Below are 16,763 nucleotides of genomic sequence, written 5' to 3' on the forward strand. Positions count from 1 at the left end.
AGAACAACTCCCCTCCGCTATTTTTTCGTTTTCATTAAATACTGGCTGCCTGCGATGAGGATAAGGCTGAAGATGATGATCATCGTAGAAACTGCACTACCGTATCCGAATCTGTAGATTGAGAACGTATTGTTATACATGTAGGATGCAAGCAGCTCCGTCGAATTCGCTGGACCGCCGCCAGTCATGATATATATCAGATCGAACGCTTTTAAACTACCGGATATGCACAACACTACCGCGACTTTAATCGTATCCCAAATCATTGGAAGCTTGATAGAGAACAGCTTGCGGGAGCTTGTAGCGCCGTCAATTTGCGCCGCATCATCAATTTCGCTTGGAATGTTTTGCAGGGCTGCTATAAACATAATTAGGTACGGACCCACATTAAGCCAAATGATCGGTACTAGTATCGCATACATCGAAACAGACGGATCAGACAGCCATTGCATTTTCCAACTGCTCAAGCCAAAGGTATCTAATAGAAAATTCAGAATCCCGATTTGCGGATGATAAATATATCCCCAGATAATACCTACAACGACGGACGACAATACCATCGGCATAAAGATCGAAGCACGGATAAACTTTTGGAACCAGTTGTTTTTCAATAGAACCAAGGATAAAACCAGAGCGATCGGCACTTGGCCAAATACGGATGCTACAACAATTAACAGGTTGTTCCTGAATGCTTTCCAAAAAATCGGATCTTGCAATACTTCAACATAATTGTCCAGACCGATGAATCTCATCGCCCCGATACCTTTCCAATCGAAGAAGCCGTAATAGGCTGACCACACAATCGGTACGATAACAAAAAAGATGAAGAGCGCAAGCGCTGGAATAAGTCCAATAGCGATAAAACCTCTCATACGCAGCGATGATGACATGCTTATTCCTCCTTTAATCAAACAGAAGCAGGTATAGGGGAAGAATGAGAGTTCTCCAGCTTGTGGAGCCCTCTCATCCTACCTATTCCTATTAGCTCATTACTTAGCCAGAGCCTTCGCTTGCGCATCTTGAATTTTCTTCGCTACATCTTCTGGCTTGCCGCCCATCAATAGCTCTTGAAGACCGTTATTCACAGCATCAGCGCCTGCAGATGTCAATTTGCCATCATATACTGGCGTCAATGTTACGTTGTTTACAAGCTCGAATACTTCCTTGAAGATTGGCGTTACTTTTGTCTCATCCAATTCAGCCTTGTAGCTTACCAAGTTGTTGCTGTTAAGTGTAACTTGTTGTGCTTCTGGACCGGACATTGCATAGATCAGCTCATAAGCCGCATCTTTTTTCGGACCTGTTGCATCTTTACCAAGACCCATACCTACGCCAACTACGCCGGACAATGTTTTAGGGTCGCCTTTACCGCCAGGGATTGCAGGCAATACAGTTGCGCCCATTTGCTTCATAGCATCCTCGGAAGCGTTCGAAGCCAGATTGGACAATGCCCAACCGCCATCAATCATCATAGCTGCTTTGCCTTGTGCGAACATTTGCTCCATTTGCGTGTTGTCGATTGCATTGAATCCATCTTGGAATGCCTTAGCATTGCCAAGCTCTTGCATGTAAGTCAAAGCTTGAACGAATTCTGGATCTGTGAAGGAAGCGCCTTCTTGCTTAGCTGCTTTCAAGAACCACTCCGTACCAGTTACACGGTCAGCAAGCGAACTGAAGATACTCGATTGCGCGAGCCAAGCCGCTTTGTTGCCAAGAGCGATTGGTGTAATTTTCTTTTCGTTCAATACTTTAATTGCATTAAGCATTTCATCCCAAGTTGTTGGAACAGTCAAGCCATTGTCCTCAAGGATTGTTTTGTTGTAGTAAAGAATCGAAGTTGGGGACAAGCCCATTGGTGCACTGTAGATGTTGCCGTCTACTGTGAACGCATCAAAGGAATTCGGAAGGAAGTTGTTTTTCCACTCTGGCTTGCTGTCTAGCAATTCGTTAACCGGTTGAATAAGGCCGCCTGCGGAAAACTCTTGTGTCATCGAGCCATTAGACAAGATGAATACGTCTGGCATTTGGTTAGCTGCAGCTACCGTTTTCAATCTTGTTTTGTAGCCGTCTGGCGGGATTGCTTGAATATCAAGCGTTACATTCGGGTGATCCGCTTGATATTTCTCGATGATCTTTCTCATTTCTTGGGCACGAAGATCATCACCTGTAAAGTTGTGCCAGAGGGAGAGCTTTACTTTCTCAGCCTCAGGTTCTGTACCTTTATTGCCTTCTTCACCTTTGTTGTTAGATCCACATGCAGCAAGTACGGAGATAAGCATGGTAATCATAATAGCCATTGCCAATGTTTTTTTCATCGTTATGTTTCCTCCTTCAGTGGGGTTATCTTCGAGTATAGGGAAACAACGGTTACATGGGCAGGGGACAAACTTCAGCAGTAGGGGGGGGAACCATCAGGTTCTCGATCGGTATTCGGTTGGCGTACAGCCTGTATGACGTTTGAACAGCTGGCTAAAATATTTGATATCCGCATAGCCGACCCGGCTCGCTACTTCACTCACTTTTATAGGCGACTCATCCAGCATTCGCTTGGCGAGATCTATTCTTGCATGCGTCACATATTCAATATAAGTATGGCCTGACTCTCTTTTGAATACTTCGCTGAAGTGATTCGGATTCAAGTGAACATGCTTCGCCACCTGCTGGAGCGTAAGCTCCTTATCCAAATGGGCATGTATGTACGCGATTGCTCTTTTTATGTAGGGTATGCCCTCTTGACCGCTATTTTCCCGATATTGGCTCATTAATTGGCATAGCTGATTAAACAGGCTCGAAGCGCTGTTCTCGGCTGTTGATGAACTAGGCAGAGGGGTAAAGCCAACCTGAGCCTTGCCCGTAGTAGCATTGTAAGCAGTCAGAACTCTCTCCACCCAGCGATGAGCCGAGATTAATACAGAATTGTTAAAAGCGTTCAAGGACTCCGGCGTCGTCTCAGGGTCTAAGATTTGGGCGGCGTACAGCTGATCCACCCATTTACGAAGGCTGTCCACTTCCCCTGCCTGGAATAGATTCGTTAGCTGTCCTTCTTCTTCATTCGTGCATACCGTCCGTCCGCCCTTGCGGCACTTAATCTGTTCATAGGTGAGAACCTTCTCCTCCGTCAGAACCGCTCGATATGACTGGGTCATAACTGCCTCGGCGCATGACCTCTTAAGCTGCCGCAGCTCCGGTACGATTGAGCCGGCAGCAGCGAATAGCTTGCACTTTAGCTTGATCTCCATCTGCTCCATCGTCTTGGCGAAGCGCGCAAGCGCTCCCTTCTTCTCATCTTGGCGGAGAACGAGCAGCAGCACCTCATCTCGAAGAAGTACTTCTCCCTCAATAACCTCTCCAGCCATATTATGTACGGCAAATAATAATAATTGCCCCTTGCTGCTGGATTCTCCCCAGCCTGAGGCACATAATATTACGGTCTGAAAGCCATGTGCTTCGCCTGCTTTAAGCTTAGGCAGCAGCTTCGGGACCTGCTCAAGCATGCGATCATCAATCTCGTTGCCCGATAAAAGCCGATTGAGAAGCGCATCGCCGATCTGATCCCGCTTATGCTCCTCTCTGCGCGTAATAATACGCTGCTTGGCTCCGTTCACTGCACGCATGATCTCCTCTGGCCTGCTTGATTTCAGCAAATAATCACTCACGCCCTCACGAATAGCCTGCTGTGCATAATGGAATTGATCATACCCTGTAAGAATAATAATCTCGCTGTCTGGCAGCATCCGTTTGACTTCCCCTGCCAATTCAAGCCCGGTCTTGCCCGTCATCTGAATATCCGTCAATACGATATCCGGCTTCTCTACGGGAATGCGAAGCAAGGCCTCCTCTGCCGAAGCAGCAGGCTCTAGCAGCTCATAACCACTCTCTCGCCATGGAATAACGGTGCTCAGTCCTGTACGAATAATAACTTCATCGTCTACGATCAACAGCTTCACTCTGTCTTTTCCCCCTCGTACAATGGTATAGCAAAAGAAACCCGCGTTCCTATGCCCTCTACGCTCGAAATGCGCAGACCCGCTTCAACCCCATAATGAAGCTGCAGCCTTCTGTGGACATTGCGTAACCCATAGCTCCCGAAATCGAAGCGCTCACGATCCTTCACGCGATCTTCCATGCCATGCAGCACTTTATCAATCTCTGCCAGCTTGAGCGCATCTATCCCTATGCCGTTATCTTCCACAGAAAAGCTCATAGAATGGCTTTGCAGCTCCGCCACAACCCTAATTTCACCAGGCTTCGCTTGTTTCAGAATACCATGGATCAGCGCATTCTCAATCAACGGCTGCAGCACCAGCTTGAGAATCGTCCTCTCTCGGAGTGTAGGGTCAATCTCCATAACCAGCTGAAACTTGTCTGGAAATCGGATGGATTGAATGTTGGCATAATGACCAGCATGTGCGGCTTCCTGCTCAACTGAGCAATATTCTTCGCCTTTATTAAGACTGAACCTTAGAAAATCACTCAAGCTGCCAACCATATCAGCCGTCTTCTCATCTTGATTCATCAGTGCCATCCAATGAATAGAAGAGAGCGTATTATATAAAAAGTGCGGGTTGATCTGCGCTTGCAGCGCCTGCATATCCGCTTCCTTCTTATAGGATTCCTCCAGCTTAACCTGCTCCGTTAATTGTTCAATCCGATCACTTAATTTGTTGTAGCTTCTAACGAGCTGGCCGACCTCGTCCATCGTCTCCACCGGGTAGGTCTGCATAGGCTCTTCGAGATTCGAATGCTTCAAGAACTTAGTCAGCATGATCAAGGGATTCGTAACCCGCTGGACGAAATAAAGCACGAGAGCGGCAACGATGAGCACCGCCATGACGATAACGATCGCCATCAGTTGGATCACATAATTATTCTCCGCTTTGTATTCCGAGAATGGCATGCTTCCAGTAAGCTTCCATCCTACTCCGGCTACCGAATCATATAGAATCGTCTGCCGCTGCTCACCCTTGCCATAATTGATAGCTCCGCTATCCCCTTGCAGCTTAAGACCCGGCAGTTGCTTGCTTAGAGAATTCTCCAGCCCCACCTTTTTGCTGCCTGACAAAATAACGCCCTCTTTATTGGACAACACGACATACCCGCCTGATGGCATCCCCGCCTGCATCAGCAGTTGAGAGACCGCCTTCTCATCAAGGCTAATGACAACGGTTCCAATTTGCTTGAAGGAATTCATGCTGCGAATGGGACGCACTAGCGAGATCACCTGCTTCACTCCCGCAGCCGTGTCACTCTCATAGCGGGGTGTCCACCATTTATCCGTAGCTTGATAATTCTGTTCGTCTTGACCAGTCAGCTCATAGAGCCCGGTCTCGAATATTGTGGTATTGGATATCGGATTCGATTTATTAATTGGGTAAATCGTAATGTCGGATATGTACGACTTCGAAAAAACGAGGTTGGATAAAAACTCAATCATTTGCGTTTGTTTGACCGCATCATCACCTGATGTGCTCAAATATTGCTGAAGATCCTTTTGCCCGATTAGAAATATCGACATATTCTCAATGTCTTGAACAATAAATTCGAGATTCTTGCTCGTCTGCCGCAGTATGCTCATCCCTGACTGCTTAGCCTTTTGCTCTGTTGCTGTTGCCGCCATATTATAAGAGAACAATCCCAGTGCGAGTAATGGAATTAATACTGATAATAGCAATAAAAACGACAACTTGCGTTTTAAGGAGCTGCTGATCCAACGCATTCCCATCCTCCTCCTCAAGCTTGAACGGCAAACGCCGTTCTTTCTACTAAGAATACAGTATTTCCGACATTATCCTACCATACTTTTTTTTAGTCCAACAAATTTTTTGTTTGATTTTTCGATCGGACAGGTGTACGATTTTGGCATTAAGGTTAGTAAAGAAAGCAGGAGTTTAATGGAATCCATTTCACAGGAACTGATTTTTTTGACGGAGCTCGCCAAGGGGATCTCTGCACAGTTCGGAGACAATTGCGAGGTGGTCGTGCATGACTGGTCACAGCCCTACGACAGCACAATCGTCGCGATTGAGAATGGGCATGTGACGGGACGCACCATCGGCAATCCGGGGACGAATCTGGGACTGGAGATTATGCGGGGAGCGAAGGAAGGCGATAATCGGCATAATTATGTTACCCAGACGAAGGAAGGACGCATTTTGCGTTCAACCTCGATGTATGTGAAGAATAACGCCGGCACGATTATTGGGGCTGTATGCATTAATTTCGACATTACCGATCTGATGGTTGCGGAGAAAACCTTGCAATCCTTAACAGCCAGCGGGCTTCAGCCTATCCGGGAATCCTTTGTCAGCAACGTGAATGATTTGCTGGATACTCTTATGCAAGAATCCCAGGAAGCTATCGGCAAGCCACCCGCGTTAATGACGAAGGAAGATAAAATAAAGCTGATCCAATTGCTTGATCAGAAAGGTGCCTTTCTCATTAAGAAATCCGGCGATAAAGTATGCAGTTACTTAAGCATTTCCAAATATACCCTATATAACTATTTAGAAGAATCCAAATCATTGGAAGATGAAGGAGGAGCGTCAGAATGAGCAATTCAGAACATCCAGTATCACAAGCAGCCGGACCAGAAACGCCTTGCCTTGTCATCAACAGCGCTCTCGTTGATGCGAATATTGCTGCAATGGCGGTCATCGCCAAGCGCTGCGGAGTTCAGCTTCGTCCGCATGCCAAAACCCACAAGCTGCCCGAAATGGCCTTGCGCCAACTAGCTGCTGGCGCAACTGGCATAACTGTAGCAAAAATTTCCGAAGCCGAGGTCATGGCAGCCGGCGGCATTAAGGATATATTCGTTGCGTATCCTCTAGTGAGCGCTTCCAAGATCGAACGGGCCGTTCGCCTGAATCTCTCGGGCGTGCGCTTGATCGTCGGCGTCGATAGTTTGGAAGGGGCAAGGCGGATATCCGAGATTGCAATAAGAGAAGGAGCTACTCTGGAGCTCAGGCTGGAGATTGATACTGGCCTGAACCGTACCGGCGTAACAGAAGATCGTGCTGTAGAGCTGGCGAAGCAGATTGATGCGCTAGAGGGTATCCTTCTAAGCGGAATCTTTACGTATCGAGGAGCTATGCTAAGCGGCAAGGCAACGATGGATCTGCGCGCCGCCGGCCTTGAAGAAGGCCGCCTGATGGTGCAAGCTGCAACCAAGCTGCGCAGCGCGGGACTAGCTATTCGGGAAGTCAGCGTCGGCTCTACGCCAACAGCTCCTTATGCCGCAGAAGTAGAGGGAGTAACTGAGGTTCGCCCAGGTACCTACATCTATCAAGATCAGATGCAGGTAGGACTAGGGGTATGTGCGATTGAGGAATGCGCCGGAGCCGTATGGGTAACGGTCGTGAGCCGCCCATCGGATAATCTCATCATCGTAGACGGCGGCAGCAAGACATTCGCAACCGATGTCCAGCCGGATAAGCCTCCGATTCATCTTCAAGGCTTCGGGCACGTCATCGGGGCTCCCGATGCTGTACTGGAACGCATGAACGAAGAGCATGGCATGATCCGTGTGACTGCCAAGCATCCTTATCAAGTCGGGGATGTTATCCGCATTGTTCCTAATCATATTTGCAGTACAGTCAATTTGCATAATTCCGTCTATATCGCAGACGCAAGCGGCGAGCTTCGCAAGGTTCCCGTCGCTGCTCGCGGCATGCTGGAATAATAGCAGGACTTCAGAGAGGAGCAGCTCATTATGCTGGATCTTATATTAAAAAACGGACGAATTGTTGATGGCAGCGGCAATCCCTGGTACGGCGGCGACGTAGGCGTCAAAGACGGCATCATCGTTGCAGTAGGAAGCATTGACCAAGAAGCACAGAAAGTTATTGATGTGGGCCGTAAGGTCATTTCTCCAGGATTTATAGACGGACACTGCCACTCAGACTTAATGATTATTGATCACCCCTACAGTGAAATCAAAATGCAGCAAGGGGTTACGACTGAGGTAGTCGGCAACTGTGGATTAGCTCCCGCTCCATTCATTCGCGACAAGGCGGAGCTGCTGCAAACTTATGTTCAGCCTGTACTAGGCAACACAAGCTGGGAATGGCCATGGGAGACAGTTGGTCAATATATGGATTTCCTCAGCCGCTCCAATCCTTCTGAGCATGTCGCTACTTATGTCGCACATGGCGCTCTGCGAATCGCAGTCATGGGCTTTGAGAATCGCCCGGCAACTGCCGATGAGATTCGCCGGATGAAAATGCTTCTTGAAGAAGGCATGCGAGCTGGCGCGATTGGCCTGTCCATTGGTCTGCTCTATGCACCAGGCAGCTACACTTCCCGCGAGGAGCTCGTTGAGTTGTGCAGCGTACTTCCGAAATATGATGGGCTGCTGTCCACCCACATTCGTGGTGAGGGTAATAATCTGCTCCCTTCTGTAGCGGAAGTGATCTGGATTGCTGAGCGTGCAGGCATCTCGCTTCATATCAGCCATTTGAAGGCAGCGGGACGCGCCAACTGGGGAAAAGCCTTGCAAGCTCTTGAGCTGATTGAGGATGCCCGGGCACGCGGCATGGATGTGACGGTTGACGTCTATCCTTATGCTGCAGGCTCAACTACTCTGACTACTGTACTTCCTCCTTGGACACTTGAAGGCGGGATCGAATCCACGCTGGCACTCTTCCGGGATGCCAAGATGCGGGCTAAGATCAAGGAAGAACTAAGCCATGAGCAAGATTCTTGGGATAACCTGATCTGCTCAACTGGCTGGCAGAGCGTTATTATTTCGTCCATGCAGACAGAAGCTAATCTTCCTCTGGAAGGCAAATCAATTGCAGAGGTAGCCGAGCTGCGCGGGCTGCATCCTGTTGATTGCATGATGGATTTGCTGCTTGAGGAGAACGGACAAATTGCGATCGTCTACTTCCATATGTCGGATGATGATGTGAAGCAAGTCATTGGCTATGAGAAATCACTCATTGCTTCTGATAGTCTGAACTGTGAGACGGGCAAGCCGCATCCACGCACATTCGGTACCTTCCCTCGTGTATTTGCCAAATACGTACGCGAAGAGAAGACGTTATCGCTTGAGCAAGCGGTTCGCAAGCTTACTTCTTTCCCTGTGCAGCGCTTCAAGCTGGGCAAACGCGGCCTTATCGTTCCGGGCTATGCGGCTGATCTTACTGTATTCGATCCTCATACCATTCAGGATACAGCGACTTTCGAAGATCCGCGCCAATATCCAACCGGCATCTCGCATGTCGTCGTGGCTGGACAGCTAACCTTGCAAAACGGGGTGCACACGCATAGACGCGATGGTCAGCTTATTCGAGCTCATCGCTGTTGCACGCATTAATTTTAAGAATGATAACGAACCCAAACCACTATTAGGAGGAATTATTTTATGTCTAAAATCGAAAAACGTCTTGCTGAGCTAGGTATTACACTTCCGGAGCAAACCGCTCCCAAATTTCTGTACGTTCCTGTTAATCAAACAGGCAACCTGATCTACACTTCGGGCTTCGACTGCCGTATTGATGGCGTGCTTATGCACGAAGGAAAAGTAGGATCAGACCTGACAATCGAGCAAGGCCAAGCTGCGGCTCGTCAAGTTGTTATCAACCTGCTCGGTGCAATGAAAGCTCACCTTGGTGACTTGGATCGCGTTGTCAAAATCGTAAAAATTCTTGCTTTCGTTAACAGCGCACCAGGTTTTGGCGATCAGCCTTATGTTATTAATGGCGCATCTGAGCTGCTTATCGAAGTATTCGGAGAAAATGGCCGCCATGCACGTTCTGCTATCGGCACGAGCGATCTTCCGTTCCACACGCCAGTTGAGATTGAACTAATTGCTGAGATTCGCGACTAGTACTCATCAATGAAAGAGAGGCAATCCCAAAATCATCTCCATAATTTTGGGATTGCCTTTTTGCTTATTCATTATTTTTAGTAGGGCTGAAACCTAGAGAACCTCTAGGAGCTGAGCTATATCCTTCAAGCAGGCTACAGATGGAATATAAGAAGAGCTTACGCAATTGTATGAAGCGTTTTTCGTAAAGATAGGCTTCATACAAGGGACTATGGGAGATAAGGTCAGTTGGATGCCCTAGTCGGGAACAGAGCTGCTCCACTAATGAACCTCCCTTCGCTATTGCTCCTTTTTACCTGTATAAGCAGGGAGATAGAGTAAAAGTGTTCAAGAATTTGTGCATGCCCTTCCTTCTTTAATGTGGAGGGCTGCCTTGCAGATAAGCCCTTTCTTTGTTCAGGGCGGCGTTTGGTACAGCTGCAGGAGCCTGACATTCCTTCTCATGCGTTTGAAAGATAACCATATTGCCCTATTAAATGGAGGATATGAGAGGAAGCCGCAGAAACATCGACGTGTATGGCTGCGACTGGGCGACAATAGCTGTTCTGGCAGCAAGGAAACGACAGGGTCGAAGTCAAAGATTCAAGCTGGCGTGTGAAAAAGAATTAGGCGGGGCGTAGATTCGGATAAATCAGAAACAACTGGGGATTCCGATGTTCTGGTGCTTCGAGGCCTGCGGCAAAGAAACGTTGAGACTCAGGCGGCTTGCGCTCGCCCCTAACTTGTTCGAAAAGACTGCCAAACAAATATGGCGGTGCGAGGGATAATCTCCTTTGCATCGCCATTTCTTGAGTATTTACCATATTCCCATAAAGTGAGCAGAACTGCTTACTCACATCATTTTATTGGACGCCAGTCTTCTGCTGCTTGCCATCCTCTTTGTGATGATGATCAGAGTGAGGTCTCGGATAAAGCTCTTCACGGAGCTGCCGGATGGACTTGCCTTCTGTAGCAATGCCCCGCTCGGCCGCTTTTTTACGAAGATGCTCTAGAATCTTCGCTTGATGCTCCGTCTTGAAAGCTTCCCACTTCGCTTTATCCTTATTCTTCACTACTTCAAGCTCACTTTTCAGCTGCTCTGCTGTCTTGCCTTCTGTAGCGATTCCAAAATAATTAGCCATGTAACGAAGCCTAGCAAGCTGATGCTCCTCGAAGGCCTTTCCAGACATATGCGACTTATGATGATGATCCTTCGCTTCCGGTGAATGCTCCTGTGGATGAGCCGCATACGCTGGGACAGCTGACAACAGCAAGCCTGCAGCTACTAGTGTAACGAACCATTTTGCTTTCATTGATGTGCCTTCCCTTCTATTCATCTCGTGATGCCAAGAGCTCGGCAAGCTCCTTATCGGTTATTTTTCCCAAGCATCCGATTGAATAATCATGGAAGACACTATTCTTGTATGGCCGTATATCCGTCCAGCTTGTTAAGCTCCTCCAGAAGTAAAGCTTTGGAAAAATGCTCCCCAATAAAGACGGCTACGTCATTCACATCGCCTTGAGGCGTAATCCGCATAAAGTCGGTCTCGCCATAAGCATATTGGAATAGAAATCTGCTCGCAGTATCTGAGAAGGTTACGATTCCTTTGGCCCGGTAAATGCTGCTGGGCAAGCCTTTCAGCATCGCTTCGAATTGCTCGCTATTAACCGGCCCTGTCAAATAATGCGTACTGACCATGACATGATCATGCGAATGATGCCGATCATCGGAATTTCCGACAGCTTCATGCCGACAAGCTTCCGTATGTTGATGATCCTCAACACAGGACACCGCTGCTCGCTCCACTTGTGCAGCATGCTCTCCTGCTTCAATCCAGCTCCATTCATCTATACTGCAACGAATAGTCGCAATTAAAGGGGCATGTGCATTGAGCTCCCGCAGCAGCTGCTGCGCCTCAACCAGCTCTTCTGGACCGAGCTTATCCACTTTATTCAACAATAAGCGGGTAGCGCAGCGTATCTGCTCCTGCATTAACTTGAACGTACGCCCTTTTCCATTGCGGCTGCGCACTAGCAGCTCCGGCCCATCGACGACGGTCACAACAGATCGAAGCTCGATCCGGCAATACATCGCTGCTTCCGTTATTCCATCGAGAATTTCTATAGGATTAGCGGCCCCAGTTGATTCAATGAGAATAACGTCGGGTTGGTGCTCGTCGACCAGTGCTTTGATCTCCATGCTCAGGTCGCCGCGAATCGTGCAGCAAATGCAGCCGCTCAGCATTTCCGACATCGGAACCTCGTCCCCTACCATTTGCCCATCCAAGTTAATATCGCCAAGCTCATTCATAATGACAGCTGCCCGCAAGCCTTGTGCTTGATAGTGTGCCAGCCACTGAGTCAGCAAGGTCGTTTTGCCGCTGCCGAGAAAACCTGATAACAAATGAACAGGAATAATTGTGTTGTTATTATTCATTTCGCTCCATACCTTCTTTTCATCTTAAGTCATTAAATGACACGTTTACTAACATTATATCGTAATAGTTACGGCTTTAAAAGAAATCAATCCTGCCGAAATTCGCCAAAATTGTGTATTTAGCATGTTTTTCGTTTACATTTTATGTGACATCTATATACTAATGTTATGTACATGAAGTGCCATCTATTTGAGGAGGAACTAAAATGAGCAATAAAACTATTCGTATTGGTATCGTAGGTTACGGTAATCTTGGTAAAGGCGTTGAAAAAGCAATCTCCCAAAATCCGGATATGGAGCTTGTAGCCATATTCACTCGCAGACAACCTGATCAACTGGCGTCCGGTGCAAATGGCGCCCGTTTCGAGCATATTTCCTCGGCAGAACAATATAAGGGCAAAGTGGATGTAATGATTCTTTGCGGCGGTTCCGCTACTGACCTTCCTGAGCAAACTCCTTTCATCGCAAGCATGTTCAATACAGTAGACAGCTTCGATACACACGCGAAGATCCCTGAATTCTTCGATGCGGTTAACAAAGCAGCTAAAGAGAGCGGTACACTAAGCGTTATCTCTACTGGCTGGGATCCAGGCCTATTCTCCCTTAACCGCTTGCTGGCAGAAGCTATTCTTCCACAAGGCAAAGATTATACGTTCTGGGGCAAAGGCGTCAGCCAAGGCCACTCCGATGCAATTCGCCGTGTACCTGGCGTTAAAGGCGGCGTACAATACACCGTTCCTGTTCAAGAAGTAATCGATCGTATCCGTTCTGGCGAAACGCCTGAGCTGGAAACTCGTGAGAAGCATCTTCGCGAATGCTATGTGGTAGCAGAAGATGGCGCTGATCAAGAGCAAATTCGTGAGACGATTGTCTCCATGCCAAACTACTTCTCCGATTACAACACGACGGTTACATTCATTACAGAAGAACAGCTTCGCACAGAGCATGCTGGCATGCCGCATGGCGGCTTCGTTATTCGCAGCGGTGTAACTGGTGAAGGCACGAAGCAAATTATCGACTTCGGCTTGAAGCTTGAGAGCAATCCAGAATTTACAGCAAGCGTACTTGTCGCTTATGCAAGAGCGGCTTACCGCTTAAGCAATGATGGACAAACAGGCGCCAAAACAGTATTCGATATTCCTTACGGCAGCTTGTCTCCGAAATCAGCTGAAGAGCTTCGCCGCGAATTGCTGTAAAATATAAATAGACAAAAACCCCCGAACCTCTCAGCAATGAGCGTTCGGGGGTTTTTGATTACCTATGAGGACTATTTCGTGTGCGCGCAGTTACAGCAATTAATGGAGTGTTATTTAGAACAAGATCGAACGGCTGATAATAACCAGCAGAATGAAGAGGACAAGAATTATACCGAGGCTTGAAAAACCACCGTAACCGCCGCAACCGCCATATCCTGCACCACCAACGTTTCCTACTCCGTAGCTCATTTGTTCATCTCCTTTTAATTAATGTACAGTATCCTATGTCAAAAAACCCAAGTCGTATAGGCGAATGATAAAATTGTGCTCTTGCTCATTTTTTAGCCGAATTGTCACACTCGGCATTATGTAGGCGGGAACGCAGAACTACTGCATCCCCGGATTTTAGTATATTTATTGCGGTGCTTGTCTGCTCGCCTTGCGCAGTTCGTTGGCGAGACGATTAGCTTCCTTCATGCCTGCTGAATCGCCTTTTTTCTTAGCAGCAGCCCACATCGGAGCTAGGAATAGCTTAATGATTTCATTAGCATCCTGGGCGTTCATTATATACTTATCCCCTTTCGCAATTCGATCCATCGCCATTGCAAGCTGAAAGTTTGTAGGCCGCTGGCCTGCCCGGTATTGAGCAATTGTCAGTCCGAACGGCATTTCGAGATGGGGATAATCTTTGAACGAGCGGAAGTCCCCGCCCCACTCGAACCCGAGCAGCTTCGCTTCCTCCACAACCTCCGCCCAGTCTGCAATCTTATCGCAATCAGCATCACGCTTCGTATCCCAGTACACCTGCCTGCCATCTGGCGACAGCAAAGCAAAATCAATCGCTACTCCAAAATTATGATAGCTGTAGCCGCCGCGCGCATTCGTCACAATTGGACCTGGCTTACTCCGCCCTTGCGCATATAAAGCCTCTTGCTCTGCAATGGAACGCAAGCCTTGTGTAATGAGGATTGGCACACCTCGATCATAGCAGCGTTCAACTAATCGTTCCGCCGCAGCTCGCACGGGCATAAGCAAGCCTTCCCACCTTGGAGCGGATTTAAATTTAATCTGTTCTACTGTCAGGCGCAGATAATGTCCCTCCTTCTTTGTCCACCTTGCCCGGAGGGCTGACCGACTTGTACTGGATTTGCCCGGCAGCTGCTGCCACCAGAAAAGCATTGGCAAAGGTCAGGCCATACAAACGCCAATCTCGCCCGTCTGCTCCCAATGCAAGCTGCGCTAGGGTAAGAATCGTGAAAGCTACGATCACCGCATACACATCGGTCGGCAGCCAGCTGCCGGCGAAGCGATCCAACAAGCTTTTGGAATATTGCACGATGAAAAAAGTCAACAAAGAAGCTCCCCCCATCGCAGAGAGAGCTTCCCAACTAAACAGCTGTTCATTCATTTGCTTATAGCCCTATTCCTTTCCATAGAAATGAAATAGCTCCAACGATTATTCCGCCGACAACGGTACGCCAGAGCCACTTCTGATTGTCCTGCATCTCATTCAACCGATGATGAGCGGATCTTGCGCTCATATGTGCTTCTTTTGCAATATCATCTGACTTGTCAAACCTTTCAATCAACCGATTAATACCGATTGCCATGTCTCCTATTGCTCTGGTGTTAGCCTCCTGCATTGTCTCTAGTTTTCCTACTTTAACAGCGATCCCACTCATCATTTGTACCTCTGGTGTACCCACTCCTATACCTCCTCCAAAATAAAACTTCACCTAAGCAAAGCCCTAACCTTAACGACCTTATATAAGTGTCATGCCGCTTAGCACCTTAATTATCAGATAGCTAGTTGACTCACGTTTTAAGCGGAAGTAGACATCACCTGTATGACGGTCCATAATGGCACTATCGCCGCCAGGCGCGTATGCTAGTTTTTTTATCAATGCACCCGATCCGTTAACCTTAACTACATCTGTAGTATTGTGAAAAACAAAATTTCCGTCATTTGACGGAACGGCTTCTGTGCTACCAGTATAAGAAACCAAATAGGGGGTTCCCCCTGATGTGTCGAATATACGCCCGTTATTTAAAAAACGATAGTTTGACACATAGTAACTTTGTGCACGATATTCCGCTCCCTCCATGGCTGCTGCAGAGATTGTAAACGCATTGCCGTCAGGGGATACCTTGCCCACATAGTTGCTAAGATCAATGTACGACGCTCCCCCGTCAGAGTTAGCGCAAATATTATAAGGATACATAGTCGGTGGGACCCGTGACCAGATTAAACTGCCGTTGCTAGCGTTGCGCTTTTCGATTTTATTAGTACCGCCCAAAAAGACGAAATCCCCATACGAGCCAATACAATAATAACTCGTACCTAAGTTGACGCTATAAATCAAAGCAAGTGTGCTAGCGTTAAACTTAACCAGACTGTAATTTGGATTGTTATAATTAAGTGCATAGACTACGTTATTTATGTGGTCATGCACATAACCTCGCAACTCATATACGGGGGAAGATGCTGTCTCTGCGCCTGATGCAGCGTGCTTACGTATAGCCCCTGGAATGTAGTTAGTACGTACTATAATTTCCGATCCCGCTGCCCATAACGGATATGGGTTGCCAGATGTGACGGGGATATATCCCATAATAGCAGCATTAAATTTGTCAGCTGGTATATTATCGCCAGAACTATAATTTCCTGTTGCCGTTAGTTGACTTTTAGGGACACGTATCTCTGTGTCGTAATAGCCTGGATTGAGGTAGACAGCCAAGTCACCATTAGCCCATCTCGCACTCGGTCCCCTTGGCGGTTGTACCCCTGACCAATTAGGCATCGTGCCGGGTACTCCTGCAATTGTATACCCAGACAACACGCCTGCAGCTGGCACCTCAACCTTTGCAATTTTGCCGTTTCCGTTGTGGTACCCAGCTGGAATTGGAACAGATACTAACCCGCTTGGATTCAATAAAGCGGCCGCACGATTAGGCATTGTACCTACCAATTGCCCATTTTCGCCATACGCAATCTTTCCGCTAAGCAGATCAGCAGCAACCGCTGTTGCATCGCTAGTGTCTATACCCGTTTTAATCGCTCGAATATGATCGGCTAACTCTTGGAATGTGTTGTCAGGATCTGCACTACCCTCCATGTCGATAATGGCCCCGACAATCTTGTTCTTCCCATTAACGACATTTGTAAAAAGCTCTGTTATTGCTCCAGTAACATTTTTTTCTATTGTTGGCACACTCGATATATCGCCAATAGCTGCATGGTTTTCATTAATCTCTTGCCCTATCTGGTTCATATCCGCCTCAGTAACAATTTCATCGTACTGCCAATTCGTCTTTGCCATATTTC

At 47.7% G+C, this 16,763-nt stretch carries 18 protein-coding genes; 6 read left to right on the forward strand and 12 right to left on the reverse strand.

What is annotated here, in order from left to right:
* Positions 1-17 precede the first annotated feature (17 nt).
* The 4 genes from AC50YO_RS19825 to AC50YO_RS19840 form a co-directional block, all read right to left on the reverse strand.
* Positions 18-890 (reverse strand): carbohydrate ABC transporter permease, encoded by an 873-nt coding sequence (locus tag AC50YO_RS19825; protein ID WP_494849903.1) that lies wholly within the window; start codon positions 888-890, stop codon positions 18-20.
* Between the two features lie 99 nt (positions 891-989).
* Positions 990-2,315: an extracellular solute-binding protein gene (locus tag AC50YO_RS19830; RefSeq protein WP_494849904.1), complete on the reverse strand. Its 1,326-nt coding sequence runs from the start codon at positions 2,313-2,315 to the stop codon at positions 990-992.
* A gap of 96 nt (positions 2,316-2,411) precedes the next feature.
* The gene (locus AC50YO_RS19835; RefSeq protein ID WP_494849905.1) at positions 2,412-3,947 is read right to left on the reverse strand and encodes a response regulator; all 1,536 of its coding nucleotides are present in this window, start codon (positions 3,945-3,947) and stop codon (positions 2,412-2,414) included.
* Positions 3,944-5,716 (reverse strand): cache domain-containing sensor histidine kinase, encoded by a 1,773-nt coding sequence (locus AC50YO_RS19840; protein ID WP_494849906.1) that lies wholly within the window; start codon positions 5,714-5,716, stop codon positions 3,944-3,946. The genes AC50YO_RS19835 and AC50YO_RS19840 overlap by 4 nt, the downstream gene beginning before the upstream one ends.
* Positions 5,717-5,891: 175 nt before the next feature.
* Here AC50YO_RS19840 and AC50YO_RS19845 point away from each other — a divergent pair, with 175 nt between their 5' ends.
* The 5 genes from AC50YO_RS19845 to AC50YO_RS19865 all read left to right on the forward strand — a co-directional run bounded on the left by AC50YO_RS19845 (position 5,892) and on the right by AC50YO_RS19865 (position 10,424).
* The gene (locus AC50YO_RS19845) at positions 5,892-6,551 is read left to right on the forward strand and encodes a helix-turn-helix transcriptional regulator (RefSeq protein ID WP_494849907.1); all 660 of its coding nucleotides are present in this window, start codon (positions 5,892-5,894) and stop codon (positions 6,549-6,551) included.
* Positions 6,548-7,678 carry an alanine racemase gene (locus AC50YO_RS19850; protein WP_494849908.1) on the forward strand — a complete coding sequence of 377 codons (1,131 nt, stop codon included), beginning with the start codon at positions 6,548-6,550 and terminating at the stop codon, positions 7,676-7,678. Before AC50YO_RS19845 ends, AC50YO_RS19850 begins: the two co-directional genes overlap by 4 nt.
* A gap of 30 nt (positions 7,679-7,708) precedes the next feature.
* Entirely contained in the window at positions 7,709-9,313 is a 1,605-nt protein-coding gene (locus AC50YO_RS19855; protein ID WP_494849909.1) for an N-acyl-D-amino-acid deacylase family protein, read from the forward strand.
* Between the two features lie 48 nt (positions 9,314-9,361).
* Positions 9,362-9,826: a RidA family protein gene (locus AC50YO_RS19860; RefSeq protein WP_494849910.1), complete on the forward strand. Its 465-nt coding sequence runs from the start codon at positions 9,362-9,364 to the stop codon at positions 9,824-9,826.
* Positions 9,827-10,268: 442 nt separating this feature from the next.
* Positions 10,269-10,424 carry a hypothetical protein gene (locus AC50YO_RS19865; RefSeq protein WP_494849911.1) on the forward strand — a complete coding sequence of 52 codons (156 nt, stop codon included), beginning with the start codon at positions 10,269-10,271 and terminating at the stop codon, positions 10,422-10,424.
* Positions 10,425-10,431: 7 nt separating this feature from the next.
* Here AC50YO_RS19865 and AC50YO_RS19870 read toward each other — a convergent pair whose 3' ends face one another.
* The 3 genes from AC50YO_RS19870 to AC50YO_RS19880 form a co-directional block, all read right to left on the reverse strand.
* Positions 10,432-10,662 carry a hypothetical protein gene (locus AC50YO_RS19870; protein ID WP_494849912.1) on the reverse strand — a complete coding sequence of 77 codons (231 nt, stop codon included), beginning with the start codon at positions 10,660-10,662 and terminating at the stop codon, positions 10,432-10,434.
* A 6-nt stretch (positions 10,663-10,668) separates the two neighbouring features.
* Positions 10,669-11,118, reverse strand: coding sequence for a hypothetical protein (locus AC50YO_RS19875; RefSeq protein ID WP_494849913.1), 450 nt, complete (start codon positions 11,116-11,118; stop codon positions 10,669-10,671).
* A gap of 101 nt (positions 11,119-11,219) precedes the next feature.
* Complete coding sequence (locus AC50YO_RS19880) at positions 11,220-12,242, reverse strand: CobW family GTP-binding protein (protein WP_494849914.1); 1,023 nt, start codon at positions 12,240-12,242, stop codon at positions 11,220-11,222.
* A gap of 206 nt (positions 12,243-12,448) precedes the next feature.
* On the opposite strand from AC50YO_RS19880, the gene AC50YO_RS19885 reads away from it, so the two are divergent.
* Entirely contained in the window at positions 12,449-13,438 is a 990-nt protein-coding gene (locus AC50YO_RS19885; protein ID WP_494849915.1) for a diaminopimelate dehydrogenase, read from the forward strand.
* Between the two features lie 114 nt (positions 13,439-13,552).
* Here the strand turns inward: AC50YO_RS19885 and AC50YO_RS19890 are convergent, their stop codons facing one another.
* The 5 genes from AC50YO_RS19890 to AC50YO_RS19910 form a co-directional block, all read right to left on the reverse strand.
* Positions 13,553-13,687 carry a sporulation protein YjcZ gene (locus AC50YO_RS19890; protein ID WP_494849916.1) on the reverse strand — a complete coding sequence of 45 codons (135 nt, stop codon included), beginning with the start codon at positions 13,685-13,687 and terminating at the stop codon, positions 13,553-13,555.
* Positions 13,688-13,852: 165 nt separating this feature from the next.
* Positions 13,853-14,467: a M15 family metallopeptidase gene (locus tag AC50YO_RS19895; RefSeq protein ID WP_494849917.1), complete on the reverse strand. Its 615-nt coding sequence runs from the start codon at positions 14,465-14,467 to the stop codon at positions 13,853-13,855.
* Between the two features lie 34 nt (positions 14,468-14,501).
* The gene (locus AC50YO_RS19900) at positions 14,502-14,846 is read right to left on the reverse strand and encodes a hypothetical protein (RefSeq protein WP_494849918.1); all 345 of its coding nucleotides are present in this window, start codon (positions 14,844-14,846) and stop codon (positions 14,502-14,504) included.
* Positions 14,847-14,850: 4 nt separating this feature from the next.
* The gene (locus tag AC50YO_RS19905) at positions 14,851-15,144 is read right to left on the reverse strand and encodes a hemolysin XhlA family protein (protein ID WP_494849919.1); all 294 of its coding nucleotides are present in this window, start codon (positions 15,142-15,144) and stop codon (positions 14,851-14,853) included.
* A 57-nt stretch (positions 15,145-15,201) separates the two neighbouring features.
* Positions 15,202-16,758 (reverse strand): hypothetical protein, encoded by a 1,557-nt coding sequence (locus AC50YO_RS19910; protein ID WP_494849920.1) that lies wholly within the window; start codon positions 16,756-16,758, stop codon positions 15,202-15,204.
* Positions 16,759-16,763 lie beyond the last annotated feature (5 nt).

The sequence above is a fragment of the Paenibacillus sp. J22P59 genome (assembly GCF_059383895.1).

What these genes read in the sequence shown, in the direction of transcription:
- AC50YO_RS19825 (WP_494849903.1), bottom strand. Translation starts at nt 890, where the DNA reads ATGTCATCATCGCTGCGTATGAGAGGTTTTATCGCTATTGGACTTATT.
- AC50YO_RS19830 (WP_494849904.1), bottom strand. Translation starts at nt 2,315, where the DNA reads ATGAAAAAAACATTGGCAATGGCTATTATGATTACCATGCTTATCTCC.
- AC50YO_RS19840 (WP_494849906.1), bottom strand. Translation starts at nt 5,716, where the DNA reads ATGCGTTGGATCAGCAGCTCCTTAAAACGCAAGTTGTCGTTTTTATTG.
- AC50YO_RS19845 (WP_494849907.1), top strand. Translation starts at nt 5,892, where the DNA reads ATGGAATCCATTTCACAGGAACTGATTTTTTTGACGGAGCTCGCCAAG.
- AC50YO_RS19850 (WP_494849908.1), top strand. Translation starts at nt 6,548, where the DNA reads ATGAGCAATTCAGAACATCCAGTATCACAAGCAGCCGGACCAGAAACG.
- AC50YO_RS19855 (WP_494849909.1), top strand. Translation starts at nt 7,709, where the DNA reads ATGCTGGATCTTATATTAAAAAACGGACGAATTGTTGATGGCAGCGGC.
- AC50YO_RS19860 (WP_494849910.1), top strand. Translation starts at nt 9,362, where the DNA reads ATGTCTAAAATCGAAAAACGTCTTGCTGAGCTAGGTATTACACTTCCG.
- AC50YO_RS19865 (WP_494849911.1), top strand. Translation starts at nt 10,269, where the DNA reads ATGCGTTTGAAAGATAACCATATTGCCCTATTAAATGGAGGATATGAG.
- AC50YO_RS19875 (WP_494849913.1), bottom strand. Translation starts at nt 11,118, where the DNA reads ATGAAAGCAAAATGGTTCGTTACACTAGTAGCTGCAGGCTTGCTGTTG.
- AC50YO_RS19880 (WP_494849914.1), bottom strand. Translation starts at nt 12,242, where the DNA reads ATGAATAATAACAACACAATTATTCCTGTTCATTTGTTATCAGGTTTT.
- AC50YO_RS19885 (WP_494849915.1), top strand. Translation starts at nt 12,449, where the DNA reads ATGAGCAATAAAACTATTCGTATTGGTATCGTAGGTTACGGTAATCTT.
- AC50YO_RS19890 (WP_494849916.1), bottom strand. Translation starts at nt 13,687, where the DNA reads ATGAGCTACGGAGTAGGAAACGTTGGTGGTGCAGGATATGGCGGTTGC.
- AC50YO_RS19895 (WP_494849917.1), bottom strand. Translation starts at nt 14,467, where the DNA reads ATGCCCGTGCGAGCTGCGGCGGAACGATTAGTTGAACGCTGCTATGAT.
- AC50YO_RS19900 (WP_494849918.1), bottom strand. Translation starts at nt 14,846, where the DNA reads ATGAATGAACAGCTGTTTAGTTGGGAAGCTCTCTCTGCGATGGGGGGA.
- AC50YO_RS19910 (WP_494849920.1), bottom strand. Translation starts at nt 16,758, where the DNA reads ATGGCAAAGACGAATTGGCAGTACGATGAAATTGTTACTGAGGCGGAT.